Here is a 16,876-nt window from a genome sequence, read left to right on the forward strand (position 1 = left end):
GATGACGAAAAGAAAACTCTCAGTGATGGCCGCGGCCGCCGCCACGGTGGCGCTGCTGGCGGGCTGCGTGAACCTGGCGCCCGAGCACCAGCGCCCCGAGGCACCGGTGGCGCCGCAGTGGCCGCAGGGTCCGGGCGCCGAGGCGGCCGACGCCAAGGTGGCTACCGAGCTGCAATGGCAGCAGTTCTTCCGCGACGAGCGGCTCAAGCAGCTGATCGACCTGGCGCTGAAGAACAATCGCGACCTGCGCGTGGCGCTGCTGAATGTCGACGTGGCGCGGGCGCAGGCCAACGTCACCGCGGCCAACCGCTGGCCGACGGTCAATCTCGGACTGTCGGCGCAGCGCGGTCCGCAGACCACGTCCAGCGGAGACAGCCAGATCGTCAGCGTCTACCAGGCGGGGCTGCAGGTCACCTCCTACGAGCTCGACCTGTTCAGCCGGGTCAAGAACCAGAGCGCCGCGGCCTTCGCCCAGTACCTGGCGACGGACGAGGCGGCGCGCTCGGCGCGGATCAGCCTGGTCGCGGGCGTGGCCCAGGCCTACCTGGCGGTGCAGGCCGACGAGGAACTGCTGGCGCTCACGCGCCAGACGCTGGCCACGCGCGAGGACAGCCTCAAGCTGATGCAGCTGAAGTTCGACAACGGCGCCGCGTCCAACCTGGACCTGAGCACCGCCAAGTCGTCCTATGAATCGGCGCGGGCCACCCTGGCCCAGGCCGAGCGCACGCGCCAGCAGGACCTGAACGCGCTGACGCTGCTGGTGGGGCAGACCCTGCCGGACGCGCTGCCGCAAGCGCGCCCGCTGAGCGACCAGACCATGGGCGCGCTGCTGGCGGGCGTGCCCTCGCAGGTGCTGGTGGGCCGGCCCGACGTGCGCCAGGCCGAGCAGCAGCTGGTGGCGGCCGAGGCCAACATCGGCGTCGCCCGCGCCGCCTACTTCCCGAGCATCACGCTGACCAGCAGCGTGGGCACGGCCAGCAGCGCGCTGAAGGACCTGTTCAGCCAGAGCGCGTGGAGCATCGCGGGCTCGGCGCTGATGCCGATCTTCGACGCGGGACGGGTGAAGAACAACGTCGCGGCGGCCAGGGCCAATCGCGAGATCGCGGTCGCCCAGTACGAGAAGACCGTGCAGACGGCCTTCAAGGAAGTGGCGGACGCGCTGGCGGGCCGCGCGACGCTGGACGAGCAGCTCCGCGCCCAGGACGCGCAGGCCGCGGCGGAGGCGACCCGCCTCGAGCTGGTGGACCTGAGCTACCGCAATGGCGCGGCGTCCAGCCTGGACCTGCTGGACGCGCAGCGCGCCAGCTTCGCGGCGCAGCAGGCGGCGCTGCAGGTGCGCCTGGCACAGCTGCAGAACCAAGTGCAGCTCTACAAGGTGCTGGGCGGCGGCCTGGACGCCGCGCGCCAGCCGTCCTGAGGCCGGCGGCGGCCCCGCGCACCCGCTCACCCGCGCTCCGGCGCCGGACCGCATCGCGGCCGGCGCCGTTTTTCATCCCGCGCTCATTGCCCCAGCGTGTCGGTGCGGCGCCAGCTCGAGCCGCTGCCGCGACCCTGGGCCTGCGGGCGGCCGAGCTGCATGATCTCGATGGCGTGGCAGGCCGCTTCGGTGGCGTAGCTGAGGGCTTCGTTCTCCGTCGCCCAGACGGCGTCGAGCGAGGGGTGGACGACGTCCTCGGCGCCGGTCGCCGGGCCGGCTCCGAGCGCGGCCCCGCCGGACGCCGCTGCCTCGCGCGCCGGAGCGGCGTCCATCGCCGCGCGCCGTGCCGGCGGTGCTTCCAGCTCCTCGCCGAACGCGTCGTTGGCGGCCGGCCCGCCGCCGAGGAATTCATGATCGGTCGCGTCATGGCGCCGTCGCCCGGTATCCAACAGCTGGTAGCGGCCAAGGTAGGCGCCGCCGGGCGTGGGCGTCGATTCGACCCGGTACGAGACGCCGCGGTACTGTCCGTCGCGTTGCATGGGGGTTCTCCCTGTGCCTTCGATGAAGCGTTCGCGGCAATTCACACGCCCGGCGCGCATGCGGACCTCTACGCCCCCGGCGCGCAGGCCCGGCGGGCACGCTCGGCGCACATGCCCGGCGCACATGCCCGGCGCACATGCAGGGGCGTAGCCCGCCGCGCCGGGACGGCGATGTCCTCGGGCGCATCCGGCGGACGGCGCCAACGCCATGACGGACGGCGTCCGGTGGCGCGGCGCAGTTGTGACAACATCGGCGGCTTCAGTCCCGACCTTCGATGCCGATCTTGGATGCCCTGCTCGCCCGCCTGACTTCGACCGTGCCGGTCGCCCGGAACCTGGACCAGCTCACCCGCCCGCTGCTGGAGATGCTGGGCTCGATCACCGGGCTGGAATCGACCTACCTGACGACCATCGACCTGCGCGCCGGCGAGCAGCACGTGCTGATCGCGCGCAACACCGGCGCGATGACCATCCCGGAGGGGCTGACGGTGGCCTGGTCCGACACCCTGTGCAAGCGCGCGCTGGACGCTGGCCGCATGGCCACCAGCGACGTGGCGGACTGCTGGGGCGACTCCGACGCGGCGCGCCAGCTGGGCATCCAGACCTATGTGAGCGCGCCGGTGCGCGACGACGGCGGCGCGCTGATGGGCACGCTGTGCGCGGCCAGCGCGCAGCGCCGGCCGATCGCGCCGGAGGCGGAGTCGCTGCTGCGGCTGTTCTCCTCGCTGGTGGGGCAATTCCTGCAGCGCGAGCGGCTGGTGGCGGACCTGCGCGCCGCCAACGAGCAGCTGGCGACCTATGCGCTGACCGACGCGCTGACCGGCCTGCCGAACCGCCGCGCGCTGTTCGACGAGCTGCAGCGCCAGCTGCAGCGGGCCGCGCGCGACGGCACCTGCGTGCTGCTGGGCTGCATCGACCTGGACGGCTTCAAGACCGTCAACGACCAGCTCGGCCATCACCGCGGCGACCTGTTCCTGCGCGAGATGGCCCAGCGCCTGTCGCTGGAGCTGCGCGGCTCGGACATGCTGGCGCGGGTCGGTGGCGACGAGTTCGTGGTCGTCGGGCCCGGCGTGGCGCTGGGCGGGGCCTCGTCCGCGCAGGCGCCGCTGCTCGATCGCGGCGAGCCGGCCCAGGCGGCGCGCACGCTGGAGCAGCGCGCGTCGCTCGCCAGCGTCGGGCGCTTCGACCTGGAAGGGCATGCGCTGCAGTACGCCGGCGCGAGCGTCGGTGTTGTCGCGCTGGACCCGACGGGGCTCAGCGTCGAGCAGGCCCTGCACCTGGCCGACGAGCGCATGTACGACGTGAAGCGCGCCCGCCGCCGCAGCGTGATCGTGCCCGCGGTCATCGCGCAGGCGGCGGACTGATCCGCCGCTGCGACCTGGCCACGTGATGGCTTGAGCTCGCGGCCCGCTCAGCGTGGCTTTGCGATCAGCAGCTTCTCGACGAGCAGGTCGACGTCCACCGGCTTGGCGAGATGGTCGTCGAAGCCCGCCGCGATCGCGGCATCGCGGTCCTGGAGCGTGGCCAGGCCGGTCAGCGCGACCGCATAGAGCGGCGGGCCGCCGGCCGAGTCGCGGTCGCGCTCGCGCTCATGCGCCCGCAGCCGACGGATCAGCGAATAACCGTCCGCCCCCGGCATGGCCACGTCGCTGACCAGCGCATGGGGCGCGGCGTCCGGCGCCGCGGCCGAGACTGCGGTCCAGGCCTCGTCGACGGAGCCGGCCGCGCGCACCTGGGCGCCGGCCAGTTCGATCAGGTGCCGCAACGCGTCCAGCGCATGCGGGTCGTCGTCGACCAGCAGCACGCGCAGGCCGCGCAGGTCGGCGGTGACGCCTTCGCGCGGCGGCGTGTCGGGCGTGTCCGAGACCAGTTCCGCCGCCGGGAAACGCACCGTCAGCCGCGTGCCGCGGCCTTCGCCCTCGCTGTGCGCGGTCACCGTGCCGCCGTGCGCCAGCACCAGGTGGCGCACGATGGACAGCCCCAGGCCCAGCCCGCCGTACTCGCGGGTGCGGGTGATGTCGGCCTGGGTGAAGCGGTCGAACAGCCGCGGCAGCAGCTCGACGGCGACGCCGATGCCGGTGTCCACGACCGCCAGCTCGACCGTGGGGCCGATGCGGCTGAGCGTCACGCCGATGCGGCCGCCGCGCGGCGTGAACTTCAGCGCGTTGCCGACCAGGTTGGAGACGATCTGCTGCATCCGGCGCTGGTCGCCCTGGATGCGGTGCGGCTGCTGCAGGCCGGTCCCGCTCAGCGTCAGGCCGCGGGCCTCGGCGGTGGGCTGCAGGCCGTCGACGACCGCGCGCACGCAGGCCGACAGGTCCAGCGGCCGCATCTCCAGCGTCAGGTGGCCCGAGGCGATGCGGGACACGTCCAGCAGGTCGTCGATCAATTGCGCCTGCGCCTGGCAGTGCTTGAGGATGGTGCTGATCGCGCGGGTGGCGGTCGCCTCGGCGAGCACGCCGCGCTCCTGCGACTGCTTCAGCACCGAGGCCCAGCCGGCGATCACGTTGAGCGGCGCCCGCAGCTCGTGCGACACCATGCCCAGGAAGTCGTCCTTGGCGGTGTTGGCGCGCTCCGCGTCGTCGCGGGCATGCTGGGCCGAGCCCAGCGCGCACTTGAGCTCGTGGATGTCCTGGAAGGCGATGACCGCGCCGTCGATGCGCTCATCCGCGGTGCGGTAGGCCCGCACGTTGATCAGCCACCAGCGGCCCTCGTTGTCCTGATGCTCGTGCTCCACCGGCGCCAGGCCCTGCACGGCGGCCTGCACCAGCTGCTCCAGCTGGCCGACCGCGAAGCGTGAGGTCACCAGCGCGACCGGCTGGCCGATCGCCTGGCCGATGGCCGCCGGCTCGAAGCCGAAGAGCTGCGCCACCTGCGGCGAGGCGTGGCGCAGGCGCAGCTGGCGGTCCAGCAGCACCACCGGCAGCGGGATGCCCTCGACCAGGTTGCTGAGGTCGTCGTTGACCTGGTCCAGCTCGTCGTTGCGCGACTTGAGCTCCTCGTTCAGCGAGATCAGCTCCTGGTTGGCCGACTCGAGTTCCTGCTTCGCGCTCTGCAGCTCCTCGTTGGCGCTCTGCAGCTCCTCGTTGGTGCTGAGCATCTCCTCGTTGGCGGTGCGCAGCTCCTCGTTGGCCGACTCGAACTCGATGACCAGCGTGCGCAGCTGGGCCTGCGTGGCCTCGAGTTCATCGGACAGCGTCGTGACGGTGCGCTCGAGCTCGTCGACGCGCGCCCGCGCGCCGCCCGGCGAGAACGGCGGCGCCGACAGCGCCGAGGCCACGCCGGCGACCGGCTCGTCCGGCTCCGGCGCCAGCGTGACGAGGAAGTGCTGCAGTGCCTCGCCCGTCTCCAGCGGCAGCACCTCCAGCGCATAACGACGGTCGCGGAATGCCACCCGCTCGCGCCGCACCGGTAGCGCGGTGCGCTTGGCCTCGATCAGCGCGGTGCGCACCGGGACGTTGAGCTCGGCGTCGAGCAGCCGGGGCAGCGCCAGCGTCGCTTCGCCGCTGGCCGGCGCGATGAAGGCGGCCACGTCGCCGCGGAATTGCACGACGTCGCCGCTCTCGTTCACGACGAAGCCGGGCGGCGCGTAGCGCGCCAGCGCCACGCGGTCGGCCGCCCCGCTGACCAGGTCCGGCGGCGGCGCCTGCGGCACGCGCGGCGCATCGCTGTCGCTGACCCAGGGGCGCAGCGCGTCGATCGGGAACAGCGGCCGCTGGCGGCGCGAGTTCGGCAGCTTGCGGTACAGGTGCGGCGCGCCGGCATGCTCGAAGCCATCGGCGACCGAGGCCGCCTCGGCCCGGCCCAGCAGCATGAAGCCGTCGTTGCGGCAGGCGTAGTGCAGCACCTCGAAGACATGCTGCTGCGCTTCCTTGCGCAGGTAGATCAGCATGTTGCGGCAGCTGATCAGGCCCATGCCGGAGAAGGGCGCATGCGCCAGCAGGTTGTGCCGCGCGAAGACGCACATCTCGCGCAGGTCCTTGGCCACGAGGTAGCCGCCGGCGCTGGGCAGGAAGGCGGCGTCGCGGAAGGCCTGCGGCACGTTCTCCAGCGCCGCCGCGCCGTAGCGGCCGGCGCGCGCCGTCTCGATCGAGGCCTCGTTGATGTCGGTGCCGAAGATCTGCACGCGGCGCGCGATGCCCTCGGCGTTCATCGCCTCCTTGAGCAGCATGGCGATGGTGTACACCTCCTCGCCGGTCGAGCAGGCGGGCACCCAGATGCGGATCGGGTCATGCCGCAGCGCCAGCAGCTTGGGCAGCACGACCTGGCGCAGCACGTTGACGAACTCCGCATCGCGGAAGAAGGCCGTCACGCCGATCAGCACGTCGTCGCGCAGCGCGGCGGCCTCGTAGGGGTCGCTGCGCAGCAGCTGCAGGTAGGCGGCGACGTCGCGGTCCTTCTGCAGCAGCACGCGGCGCAGGAAGCGCCGGCGCAGGTTGACGTCCTTCACGTAGCCCAGGTTGACGCCGGCCTTCTGCTGCACGATCGACAGCGCCGTCTCCAGCGCATCGGCGTCCTGCGTGCCGGAGGTGGAGCCGGGGAGCCCGCCTTCCTGGTGCGGCTGCCCGAAGCGCCGCACCAGCGCGGCGGCGATGTCGGCCGGCGGCAGCACCTCGTCGACGAGGCCGGTGTTGATCGCCGCGACCGGCATGCCGTCATGGGCCGCGGTGCCCGGCGCCTGCGCGATCGCGAAGCCGCCGGTGGCCTTCAGGTCGACGATGCCGGCCGCGCCGTCCTGGCCCGTGCCGGACAGGATGACCACCGCGCCGTCCTGGTCCGGGTCCTGCGCCAGCGTGGCGAGGAAGCCGTCGATCGGCAGGTGCAGGCCCGGCTGCCGGCGGGTGAGGCGGAAATGGCCGTCCAGCGCGATCACGCCGGCGTTCTCGGGCAGCACGTAGACGCGGCCGTGCTCGACCTTGGCCATGTGCTCGAGCCGCTCCACCGGCAGGGTGGTGCGCTCCTGCAGGACCTCGGCGAGATGGGATTCCTCGTTGGGATCGAGGTGCGTGATGACCAGCACCGCGAAGCCCGGTTCGTGCGGTAGCGCACCGAGGATGGCGCCGAGCGCGTCGATGCTGCCTGCCGAGCCGCCCAGCACCACCACCCGCAAGGGACGCCGCTCCTCTGTATCCACCCGAGACCCCGTTGTCTTGAAAGGTGCGGCGGAGTCTACCCCTCGCGCCCCGCGCCCGCGGGCGCTCAGCGCAGATAGGACTTCAGCAGCGCCGCGACCGCGTCGGTCTCGGCCGCGCGCCGCTCGGCGCTCAGGCCCGGTGCGCCGAGGTGCTCGCGCACATGGCCTTCCAGCACCTCGGCCATCAGCCCGTTGACCGCGCCGCGGATGGCGGCGATCTGCTGCAGCACGGCCATGCAGTCCGCGTCCTGATCGACGGCGCGCTCCAGCGCCGCCGCCTGCCCCTGGATGCGGCGGATGCGCGTGAGCAGCTTCTTCCGGCCGGTGGTCGTGTGTGCCATGGCGCGGCATTCTAGCGACGCCGCGCAGCCGGCTCCTATACTGGGGGGGAGTATGACAACGCCGGCCGGGACCGGCTTTTCCCATGCCTTCCACGACCTCCATCGCCGCCTGGCAGCACACGCATGTCTTTGACGAGGGCAACCCGCTCGCTGCCCGCAACACGCGCTGGGCCGTGCTGCTCACCGTCGCGATGATGGTCGCGGAGATCGCCGGCGGTTATCTCTTCAACTCGATGGCGCTGCTGGCCGACGGCTGGCACATGAGCTCGCACGCGGTGGCGCTGGGCGTCTCGGTGCTGGCCTATGGCGCGGCGCGGCGCTGGGCGAAGGACGGCCGCTTCGCGTTCGGGACCTGGAAGATCGAGGTGCTGGGCGGCTACAGCAGCGCGCTGCTGCTGATCGGCGTCGCGGGGCTGATGCTGTGGCAGTCGATCGAGCGGCTGCTCGCGCCGACGCCGATCCATTACGACGAGGCCATCGCGGTGGCGGCGCTCGGGCTGCTCGTGAACCTCGCCTGCGCCTGGCTGCTGCGCGGCGAGCACCATCATCACGGCCACGGCCACGGCCACGGCCACGGCCACGGCCACGGCCACGGCCACGGCCACGGCCACGGCCACGGGCATGAGCATGGAGACACCCACGAGCACACGCACGCGGCGCCCCACGGTCATGACGACCTGAACCTGCGCGCCGCCTATCTGCATGTGCTGGCCGACGCGGCGACCTCGGTGCTGGCCATCGTGGCCCTGCTGGGCGGGCGGTTCTGGGGGGCCGACTGGCTGGATCCGGCGATGGGCATCGCCGGCGCGGCGCTGGTGGCGGTCTGGGCGCGCGGGCTGCTGCGCGACACCGGCCGCGTGCTGCTGGACGCCGAGATGGACGCGCCGGTCGTCGACGAGGTTCGCGAGGTCATCGCCGCCGCCCCATGGCCGGCGGCGATCGCCGACCTGCATGTGTGGCGCGTGGGCCGGGCCCAGTACGCCTGCATCGTGTCGCTGGTCACCGACCATCCCGAGGCACGGCCCGATGAGGTCCGCCGGTTGCTGTCGGTGCATGAGGAACTTGTTCACGTGACCGTCGAGATCAACCGGCCCGCGGGCGCGACTGTCTGATCCGCGCCGCGGCGCCGGGTCGACCGGCACCGGCACGCCGCCACAATCGCGGCCCATGAAAATCAACTACCTCCTCGCCGCCATCCTGGTCAGCAGCCTGATCGGTGCCTTCGTGGCCAATCGCTCGGTGAAGACCGCCTGCGCCGTCGTGTCCGGCGGCATCGCGCTGTATGCGCTGCTGCGACAGGTGATCTGAGCCACCGGGATGTTCAGATCGATCACCTCGAAATGATCGATCTGATCCTGCGCCGGCCTGTCGTCGCGCGTGTCGCCTCCTCCGTGACCGCTCGACCGCCCCCCACCGCCTTTCGTCCTGCTCCCGCTCGCATCCCTCCATGTCCACCCTATGGTGGGATGGCACTTGCGCCGGCCCCCGCCGATAGTGGGGGTTCGACAGGAGAGGACCATGCGACAACGATTCGCGCCCCCGACCGGCGACGCCGGTCACCCCCTCGGTTCGGTCATGCAGCACATCCTGCGCCAGACCGAACTGCTGCTGCAGCGGCGCATCCCGTTCAGCCCGTCCGGCTGGCCCATCGAGGACACGCCCGCGCTGGAAGGCCTGGAGGTCAGCGAGTCCAGCTGGGATGAGTGGACCGAGGCGCTCGAACTCCAGCGTCGCCCCTGACCGCCCTCCGCGTTCCCTTCCCCCCTTCATGGCCGCCCGCACGCGCCTCGCGCGCCGAGGGCGTTGATCGCCCGCACGACGCCGCTTCCGCGCGAACTTGAGCGGAGGGAACGGGGTCGACGCCGCCCAGTTCCTGGCCTCGGTGACGCAGTTCACCGAGCTCGCGGCGACCGCTGAGTTCCTCGCGCTCATCCGCGCATGCCGCCCGACGGCCGCGGCGAAGAATCCGTTCACCCCAACGAACGAGAGCGCTTCGCCATGCACGTCAAGTCCTCCGCTTCTCCGTCGCCGGCCGTCCGGGCCGGCGCGCCGGCGCCTTCGGGACCGGCCAAGGGCGCCAAGTCGGGCGCAGCCGATTTCTCCAAGGCGCTGAACGAGGCCAAGGCGGCCGCCCCCGGTCCGGCCGCGACCGCGCCCGTCGCATCGCCTTTCGCGTCGGCCGTCGCGAGCGCGGCCAACGCTGCAGCCACCACCGCGGCGCCCACTCCTTCAATGGCTGCTTCGCCGACGCCCGCCTCGCCGGTGCCGAGCACCTTGTCGCTGGACACGGCCGCGCTGGCCGCGCGGCCTTGAACCCCGCCGGGAGACCGCCTTGAGCAGCGTACCCTTCCTGTCCGGCCTGGCCAGCCTCGCCACCTCGTCCGACGGTCCCTCCGCCGAGGCCAGCCGCGCCACCTCGTCCGGCGCGTCGTCGGGCCCGTCCCGCGGCGGTCCGGGCCTGACGCTGGGTCCGGTGCTCGGCGTCACCGCCACCATCAGCGCCCAGGGCCTGCAGGCGCTGGCCGACCACACGCTGGACGCGGTCGAGACCGCCGCCGACACGGTGACCGACACCGTCGGCGATGTCGCCGGCACCGTGGGCCAGGTGCTGGGCAACGTGGTCGCCTACGGCGTGATGGCCGCGCTGGGCGGCGGCGCCGTGCTCGACGAGCTGGTGTGAGGCCCGCCGCCATGCGCCCGTCCTTCGTCCGGCCGCTCGCCGCCGTCGTCATGGCCCACGCCGCGGCGATGGCGCTCGGCGGCTGCGCGGTGCTGAGCCCGGTCCCTGCCTGGGAACTGGTGAAGGGCGCCAGCGCGGCCACCTCGACCGCGCTGGCGACCGCCGCGCCGGCCCGGGCGAGCAACACCGTGCATCACGGTGATGCGCCGGTGCGTGCGGTGTGCATCGAATTCAACCGCAACGCGCCGCTCGAGGACCTGGTCCCGGCGCTGCAGGTGGAGCTCAAGGGGCAGGGCGTCGACAGCCGCGTCTACGAGCCCGGCACCGGCCTGCAGCAATGCGGCGTCTGGCTGCGCTACGTCGCCACCATCGAATGGGGCGTGCCGCCGATGGCCAGCGGCTACCGCGCCAACCTGAGCGCCGCGTCGCTGAGCCTGCATCGGTCGGACGGCACGCTGCTGTCCACCAGCAGCTACGTCGCGGACGAGAACTTCGGCCTGGCCCGATGGGCCGGGACACGCAACAAGATCGCGCCGGTCGTGAAGGCGCTGGTCACCGGCTTCCAGAGCTGAGGGAGAGGGATGTGATCTCGAGCAAGCAATCTCGCCGCCGCACGCGCGCGGCCTGCCGCGCCGCCGCGCTGGCGGTCGCCGCCGGCGCGCTCATCGCGCTGGGCGGCTGCGCCGGTGCGCCGCCCACGGTGCCCGGGCCGATGCTGGTCGCGCCGCCGCAGGCGCCGATGTACATCGAGCGGCCCAGCAACGGCGCGATCTACCAGCCCGGCATGTCGCCCACCTCGCTGTTCTCGGGCGAGAAGCGGCCCAGCGCGATCGGCGACACGCTGAAGGTCGACATCCAGGAGACGCTCAAGGCCACGCAGAAGCAGACCACCGACACCAGCCGCGACAACCGGCTCGCGGTCCGCGGGCCGGGCGGCCAGAGCAAGGTCGGCGCCGTGGAGCGGCTGCTCAACATCGACGCGACCGCCTCGGGCAGCGATGCCTTCAAGGGCTCGGGCACGACCGAGACCGACAACAGCTTCGTCACGCAGGTGGCGGTGAGCGTGATCAACGTGCTGCCCAACGGCAACCTGCTGGTGGCGGGCGAGCGCAACGTGGGCCTGAACAAGGGCGTCAACACGCTGCGCTTCTCCGGCATCGTCAATCCGCGCGACATCCGCCCCGGCAACGTGGTGGCTTCGCGCGACGTGGTGAACGCCAGCCTGGAGAGCGTCGCGCAGGGCGATGTGTCCGAGGCCTCGTCGCGCAGCTGGCTGCAGCGCGTCCTGGCGCGGAGCCTGTCCATCTGGTGACCGGCGCGCGGTCAACCGGCAAACCGGGCCGACCTCACCGGCCTTATCGACCGATCGGCGGGGACGGTCCGCTTCTATAACCCACGGTTCGCCGTCAGGCCTTCGCCGACCTTCCGCATGCAGCGCGGAGGGCGGAGCCTGGCCCGGTGGATCCCATCCAGCATGAGCATGAACACGAAGGCGACGCAGGTGCCGCACAACGGCGAGACGGACAACCCCGACGACTGGCTGGCCGACGGCCAGGTGCGGACCTATCGACGCGGCCAGAAGATCATCGAGGCCGGCAGCCCGCTGGCCGAATGGATCGCGATCAGCGGCGGTGCCGCCTTCCTCGCGGCCAAGGTCGCGGCCGACACCCGCGTGGCGGTGGCGGCGCTGTGGCTGGGCGACGTCATCGGGGCGGATTCGCCGCTGGGCCAGCTGGCGGCGCGCTACGACGTGACGGCGCTGGTCGACGTCACCACCATCCACATCCCGCTGCCGCGGATGAAGGACACCCACGCCCCGCAACGCGACGCGGCCACCGGCGAGCTGTACGCGGCGACCGCGTCGCGGCTGCAGGACCAGATCACGATGCGACTGGCCGGCAACGGCTTCCAGCGCCTGATCAGCGTGCTGGCCACGCTGGCGGCGGCGCTCAGCAGCTCGCAGCGCGGCGGCGCGGCCAGCAACAGCCTGGCGCTGCCGGTGTCGCAGGCCTGCATCGGGCAGTTGTCGGGCCTGTCGCGCCGGCAGACCTGGATCTACCTGGGCCAGCTCGCCGAACGCGGCTGGAGCCGGACCTCGCGCACGAAGGTGACGCTCGAGGGCCTGAACGCCTGGCTCAGCCTGATGAGCGAGGTGGAATCACGCGGGCTGGACTGCATCGGCACCGTCGATCAGTGCGACATGACGCTGTCGCGCCTGGCCAGCGCGCGCACGGCGCTGAAGTAGCGCGGCGGGCGGCCGGCGGGAGCGGTCGGCGGGAGGGACGGAAGCCGTCGGCTCAGGCCGCGCCGAAGCGGATCTCCGCCGCCGGCTTCGCGCTCATCGCAGGACCGAAGCTGTTGAGGTTTCGCAGGATCAGCGTGTGGTGCTCGATGATCTGCGGCGCGGTCAGCGCGCCGTTGGCGATCGTCGTGTGACCGTCCTCGACCAGCGTGACGTCGTAGCCCGCGCTGAGCGCGCGGCGCGTCGAGGTGTCGACGCAGAAGTCGCTCTGCGCGCCGCACACGACCAGGTGGGTCACGCCCAGGCCCTTCAACACCGCGTCCAGCTCGGTCCGGTGGAACGAATCGGGCGAGGTCTTGCGCACCCGAGGATCCTGCAGCCGCGCCTGCAGCCGGTCGTCGAGCTGCCAGCCCTCGCTGCCATGGCGCAGCGGTTCCCAGCCGTCCTCCTCATGCTGCACGAAGACGACCGGCGTGCCGGTCTCGCGCGCCTGCGCGATCAGGCCGTTGACGCGGCCGATCACCGCGTCCACGTCGTGGCAGGCGTACTCGCCCACGCACAGCGCGCGTTGCAGGTCGATGATGAGCAGGGCAGTGGTCATGACGGTCGCCGGGCAGGGGAGAAGCCGGCGAGCATACGCCCGCTCCCGCCGCTCCCGCCGCCTCAGAACTTGTAGGTCAGCACCACCCGCAGCGCGCGGTTGTCGCCGCGGGCGGTATTGGGCTTGTCGAGGTTGAGGTTGTCGCCGCCCAGGCGGTTCGTCGGCTGGCCCGCGGGCGGGGCGATGCCGACCCAGTCATCGAAGCCGGCGTAGTTGTCGGCGCCGAAGACGTTCAGCACATCGAGCCGCAGCGCCACCTGGTGCAGGCCGTACTTGAAGGCCTTGCCGAGGCTGATGTCGACCTGGCGGTAGCTCGGCGCATCGCCGCGCATCAGGAAGCACTGCGCGGTGCCCGCAAGGCAGTTGGTCAGCCGCCGCGGGAAGCCGCTCGCGTAGGTGCCCTTGGCCGAGAAGCTCAGGCCCCAGGGCAGCAGCTTGTCGGTCATGAACGCGCCGACCAGCCGATGCCTGTCGACCAGCGTGCTGGGATTCCAGCCGCGCCCCGCGCGTCCGTAGGTCCAGTCGAAGGTGTCGTTGCTCCACTGCAGGTTGGTGGTCCTGGCATCGCTGTAGGTGTAGGCCAGCGTCGCCGTCCAGCCCGAGGCCGCGCTGTAGGGCCGGTCCACCTTCACGAAGACCGAGTCGGTGCGCGTGCGGCCGATCGAGTCGCCCAGCACCAGTTGCCCGAAGCCATCGGGGCCGCCCCACAGCGGATCGAGCGCCGACTGCTGCGCGAAGCCGCCGTTGGCGTCGCGGTTGCCGCTGAACCAGACGAACTGGCGCTTCGCCTCGATGCGGCTCAGCGCGATCTCGCCGTTCCAGGTCGGCGACAGCGCCTGCCGCACCCCGATGCTGAACTGGTCCGCGTAGGGCATCTTCAGGTCGTTGCGGATCAACCAGATCTCGCCGCCCGGGGCCTGGTTCTTCTGCAGCTCGTCGAGCGCGTGGTTGGCCATCGTGCGGTCGTAGCTGCGCCCGTAGCCGCCGAAGACCACCGTGTTGCGGTCGTTGAAGACGTCGTAGGAGAAGCCCAGCCGCGGCGCGATCGCCTGCTTGAAGGCCTTGCGGGAGTTGCCGCTGCTGATGTAGCGCGACACGTCGATGCCGCCCTTGGCCAGCGACTGCGCGTAGGTCTGCCCCGCCGGCGGCGCGATGCCGAAGCGCGGCACGTCCGCCGCCAGCAGCGCCGCGACGCGGTCGGCCGGCGTCGCATAGGCGTTGTTCAGCATGTTGTCCTCGTAGTCCCAGCGGACGCCGAGGTTGAGCTCGAGCTGGCGCGTGACGCTCCAGTCGTCCTGCAGGTAGAGGCCCCACTGCCGGTTGTTGAAGCGGGCCTGTGCCGGCGCGGTGGCGCGGCGGATGTTGCACTGGTCGCTGCTGCTGCCGTTGTTGGAAACGTTGGTGCCGGTGCAGTTGGTGCCGTCCCAATAGGGCAGGCCGGTGGCCGTGTCGATCAGCACGTCGACCGCGTCGACCGAATTCGCGGTGCCGCTGAGGTCGTAGCGCATCGCCTTGAGCTTCACGCCGCCCTTGATCACGTGCCCGTCGAAGCCGGTGTAGGTGAGTTCCTCCGACACGAAGACGCCGCGCTGCTGGCGCCGCTGCGCATCCGGCGATCCGCCATCCAGGATCACGTCCTGCGAGGTCGTCAGCACCTGCGGCGATGCGGTCGACACCTTGTAGCGCACCAGCGCCGCGTCCGCGGCCGACCTGGGATTCCAGAGGTAGTCCTCGTAGCCCAGGCGCGCCTCGCTGAGCCAGTCGCCGCGCGACCACTCGTGCTTCAGGTCGACCCGCGTCTCGTCATTGCGGCGCTCCTTGTCGTTGCCGGGCAGCGAGAGGTTGCGGTCCTCGGCGATGCGATCGGTCTCGCGGCGAAGGCGCGCGCTCAAGGTGAGCTTGTGCTCGTCGTTGATCTGCGCGTCGAGCTTGCCGAAGAGCAGGTCCTCGTGGAACGGGTCGACCTGGCTGCCGCGGCGCGCGCGCAGCGTGGGCACGATGCCGGCCTCGGGCAGCTTCTCGAAGTTCTGCCCGGCGATCTGGCGCGAGTCCTCGATGCGCTTGCCGTCGTAGGCGAGGAAGAAATGCAGCTTGTCCTTGACGATGGGGCCGCCGATGCTGCCGCCGTACTCGTACTTCTGAGACGACGGGCGCGGCACGCCTTGCGATTCGCGTTCCTTCTCCAGCGCATTCATCGAGCGCCAGTTGGTGCCGGTGCGATCGGCGTAGACCTCGCCGTGGAATTCATTCGTGCCGGACTTCGTCACGGCGGTGATCGCGGCGCTGCTGACCTGGTCGAACTCGGCCTTGTAGTTCTGCGTCAGCACCTTGTATTCGGAGATCGCCGACTGCGGGAACGGATTGCCGCGGGTGTCGGACTGGCCGCTGACGCCGCCGCGCAGGATGTTGTTCTTCTGGCCCACGCCGTCGATGAAGACGTTGAGGTGGTCGAAGTCCTGCGCGCCCGACTGCACCCGGCTCAAGCCGCCTGCATCGGTCGAGAAGGCCACGCCCGGCGCGAGGTCCGCGGCGCTGAGGAAGTTGCGGGTGCTCTGCGGCAGCGCCTCGATCATGCGCTGCGAGACGACCGTCCCCAGCTGCGAATCCTTCACGCCCTGGCGCGTCGCATTGCCTTGCACGGTGACGCGGCCCAGCTGCACCGCATCGGCCGCGCCGGGCGCCGCCGGCGCATCGCCCAGGTCCAGCGCCGCGCTCTCGCCGACCGACAGCGTGATGCGCTCGGAACGGAGCGTCGCGCCGTCGGGGCCGACCACGGTGATGGTGTAGTCGCCGGGCGCCAGGCCGATCAGCGCATAGCGGCCATCGGCCCGCGTGGCCGTGCGATAACGCGCGCCGGTGGCGGCATTGACCGCCAGGATCGTCAGTCCGCCGGACTGCGTGCCGGTCGGCGCGTTGACCAGCCCGCGGACCGTCGCGCGGCTGACCTGCGCCGACACCGGCGCATCGAGGCCCGCGCCCAGCGCGAGCGCGACGAGCCAGGCGGAGCCGTGGCGGGACAAGCGGGAAGGGCGGGTGGAGCGGCGCACGGTCATGGACCGGGCGTCAGGTGGAAGGGCCGGCCTTGGCGCGGCGCATCTGCTCGGCGAAGACCTGCTCCATCGACTTCTTCTCGGGCAGCACGTAGACGATGCCGCCGCGCTTGCCGAAGGTCGGCCACAGGGTCTGCTCGAAGAATTTCACCGGCATGTTGATGCAGCCGAAGCTGATGCGGTTGTCCTTGGGCGTCGGGGAGGCGAGCCGCTCGAGACGGCGCTCGGCCGGATTGGTCGGTCGCACGCGGTGCATGGACACCGCCGCGTCGTAGTCGACCCAGAGCACGTCTTCGTGCAGCGCGTTCTTGCCCGGCTGCGCGACGAAACGCCCGGCCGGCGTGGTGCGCTCGGAGGGCTTGACCTCGGCGATGGGGCGCAGGCCGATGCCCGCGACACTGTCGTCGCCCGCGGCATAACCGAGCAGCACCGGCGTGGTGGCCTGCAGCTTGCCGTCGGCGTTGAAGACGAGCACGCGCGCCTGGCGCTTGTCGAGGATCGCGAACGGACGACCGTTGTGATCCCAGCCCGCCATCACCCACTGGGCCAGCTGGCGGGCCTGCTTGGAAACCTTGGTCTTGCCGAAATCGGCCGTGCCGGTCCGCGGCACTGGCGCGGGGGCTTGGACGACGGGCTGGACCGGGGAAGAGGAGACGTGCTTCGCGACGGCGACGGGCGCCGGGCGCAGCTGCTTCATCAGGAAGGTCGCCGCCGGCCAGGCCAGCAGCGCACCGGCCAGCCCGATCGCCAATCCCTGCGCCGCCCATCCGGCGCGTTCCTTCAGCGCTTCAGGAATCCGCCGCCGCGCCGGCTCGGCCGGCGGGGGATCGCTGAAGAAATAGCCGCTGGAGGCGCGCAGCATGGAGGGCTTT

Annotated in this window: 16 protein-coding genes; 10 read left to right on the forward strand and 6 right to left on the reverse strand. The window is 71.7% G+C overall.

Features of this window, described 5'->3' with window-relative positions:
• The first annotated feature begins 1 nt into the window (after position 1).
• Positions 2 to 1,417: an efflux transporter outer membrane subunit gene (locus FHT37_RS21615; protein WP_183484467.1), complete on the forward strand. Its 1,416-nt coding sequence runs from the start codon at positions 2 to 4 to the stop codon at positions 1,415 to 1,417.
• 83 nt (positions 1,418 to 1,500) lie between these two features.
• Here FHT37_RS21615 and FHT37_RS21620 read toward each other — a convergent pair whose 3' ends face one another.
• The gene (locus FHT37_RS21620; protein ID WP_091720085.1) at positions 1,501 to 1,956 is read right to left on the reverse strand and encodes a hypothetical protein; all 456 of its coding nucleotides are present in this window, start codon (positions 1,954 to 1,956) and stop codon (positions 1,501 to 1,503) included.
• A gap of 284 nt (positions 1,957 to 2,240) precedes the next feature.
• Here FHT37_RS21620 and FHT37_RS21625 point away from each other — a divergent pair, with 284 nt between their 5' ends.
• Entirely contained in the window at positions 2,241 to 3,320 is a 1,080-nt protein-coding gene (locus FHT37_RS21625) for a sensor domain-containing diguanylate cyclase (RefSeq protein WP_183485667.1), read from the forward strand.
• A gap of 47 nt (positions 3,321 to 3,367) precedes the next feature.
• Here the strand turns inward: FHT37_RS21625 and FHT37_RS21630 are convergent, their stop codons facing one another.
• Together FHT37_RS21630 and FHT37_RS21635 are read right to left on the reverse strand one after the other, a co-directional pair.
• The gene (locus FHT37_RS21630) at positions 3,368 to 7,090 is read right to left on the reverse strand and encodes a CheR family methyltransferase (protein ID WP_183484470.1); all 3,723 of its coding nucleotides are present in this window, start codon (positions 7,088 to 7,090) and stop codon (positions 3,368 to 3,370) included.
• Positions 7,091 to 7,155: 65 nt separating this feature from the next.
• Complete coding sequence (locus FHT37_RS21635; protein WP_147241483.1) at positions 7,156 to 7,431, reverse strand: metal/formaldehyde-sensitive transcriptional repressor; 276 nt, start codon at positions 7,429 to 7,431, stop codon at positions 7,156 to 7,158.
• 83 nt (positions 7,432 to 7,514) lie between these two features.
• On the opposite strand from FHT37_RS21635, the gene dmeF reads away from it, so the two are divergent.
• From dmeF to FHT37_RS21675, 8 genes are all read left to right on the forward strand, one after another.
• On the forward strand, positions 7,515 to 8,543 hold the full coding sequence (dmeF, locus tag FHT37_RS21640) for a CDF family Co(II)/Ni(II) efflux transporter DmeF (RefSeq protein ID WP_183484473.1): 1,029 nt from the start codon (positions 7,515 to 7,517) through the stop codon (positions 8,541 to 8,543).
• Positions 8,544 to 8,598: 55 nt separating this feature from the next.
• Positions 8,599 to 8,739, forward strand: a complete 141-nt coding sequence (locus tag FHT37_RS21645) for a hypothetical protein (protein ID WP_183484476.1) — start codon at positions 8,599 to 8,601, stop codon at positions 8,737 to 8,739.
• A gap of 210 nt (positions 8,740 to 8,949) precedes the next feature.
• Complete coding sequence (locus FHT37_RS21650; protein ID WP_141225181.1) at positions 8,950 to 9,171, forward strand: hypothetical protein; 222 nt, start codon at positions 8,950 to 8,952, stop codon at positions 9,169 to 9,171.
• A 198-nt stretch (positions 9,172 to 9,369) separates the two neighbouring features.
• On the forward strand, positions 9,370 to 9,744 hold the full coding sequence (locus FHT37_RS21655) for a hypothetical protein (RefSeq protein WP_141225182.1): 375 nt from the start codon (positions 9,370 to 9,372) through the stop codon (positions 9,742 to 9,744).
• Between the two features lie 19 nt (positions 9,745 to 9,763).
• Positions 9,764 to 10,111: a hypothetical protein gene (locus FHT37_RS21660; RefSeq protein ID WP_183484479.1), complete on the forward strand. Its 348-nt coding sequence runs from the start codon at positions 9,764 to 9,766 to the stop codon at positions 10,109 to 10,111.
• A gap of 11 nt (positions 10,112 to 10,122) precedes the next feature.
• Entirely contained in the window at positions 10,123 to 10,683 is a 561-nt protein-coding gene (locus FHT37_RS21665) for a hypothetical protein (RefSeq protein ID WP_091720107.1), read from the forward strand.
• Positions 10,684 to 10,694: 11 nt separating this feature from the next.
• Positions 10,695 to 11,423 (forward strand): flagellar basal body L-ring protein FlgH, encoded by a 729-nt coding sequence (locus FHT37_RS21670; protein WP_254783155.1) that lies wholly within the window; start codon positions 10,695 to 10,697, stop codon positions 11,421 to 11,423.
• Between the two features lie 162 nt (positions 11,424 to 11,585).
• Positions 11,586 to 12,356, forward strand: a complete 771-nt coding sequence (locus tag FHT37_RS21675; RefSeq protein WP_091720109.1) for a Crp/Fnr family transcriptional regulator — start codon at positions 11,586 to 11,588, stop codon at positions 12,354 to 12,356.
• 52 nt (positions 12,357 to 12,408) lie between these two features.
• Here FHT37_RS21675 and FHT37_RS21680 read toward each other — a convergent pair whose 3' ends face one another.
• The 3 genes from FHT37_RS21680 to FHT37_RS21690 form a co-directional block, all read right to left on the reverse strand.
• On the reverse strand, positions 12,409 to 12,954 hold the full coding sequence (locus tag FHT37_RS21680; RefSeq protein WP_183484482.1) for a cysteine hydrolase family protein: 546 nt from the start codon (positions 12,952 to 12,954) through the stop codon (positions 12,409 to 12,411).
• A gap of 62 nt (positions 12,955 to 13,016) precedes the next feature.
• On the reverse strand, positions 13,017 to 16,007 hold the full coding sequence (locus FHT37_RS21685; RefSeq protein WP_183484485.1) for a TonB-dependent receptor: 2,991 nt from the start codon (positions 16,005 to 16,007) through the stop codon (positions 13,017 to 13,019).
• A 10-nt stretch (positions 16,008 to 16,017) separates the two neighbouring features.
• Positions 16,018 to 16,866 carry a hypothetical protein gene (locus FHT37_RS21690; RefSeq protein ID WP_254783156.1) on the reverse strand — a complete coding sequence of 283 codons (849 nt, stop codon included), beginning with the start codon at positions 16,864 to 16,866 and terminating at the stop codon, positions 16,018 to 16,020.
• Between the last annotated feature and the right edge of the window lie 10 nt (positions 16,867 to 16,876).

The sequence above is a fragment of the Mitsuaria sp. BK037 genome (assembly GCF_014193045.1).
Classification (GTDB): Bacteria; Pseudomonadota; Gammaproteobacteria; order Burkholderiales; family Burkholderiaceae_C; genus Roseateles.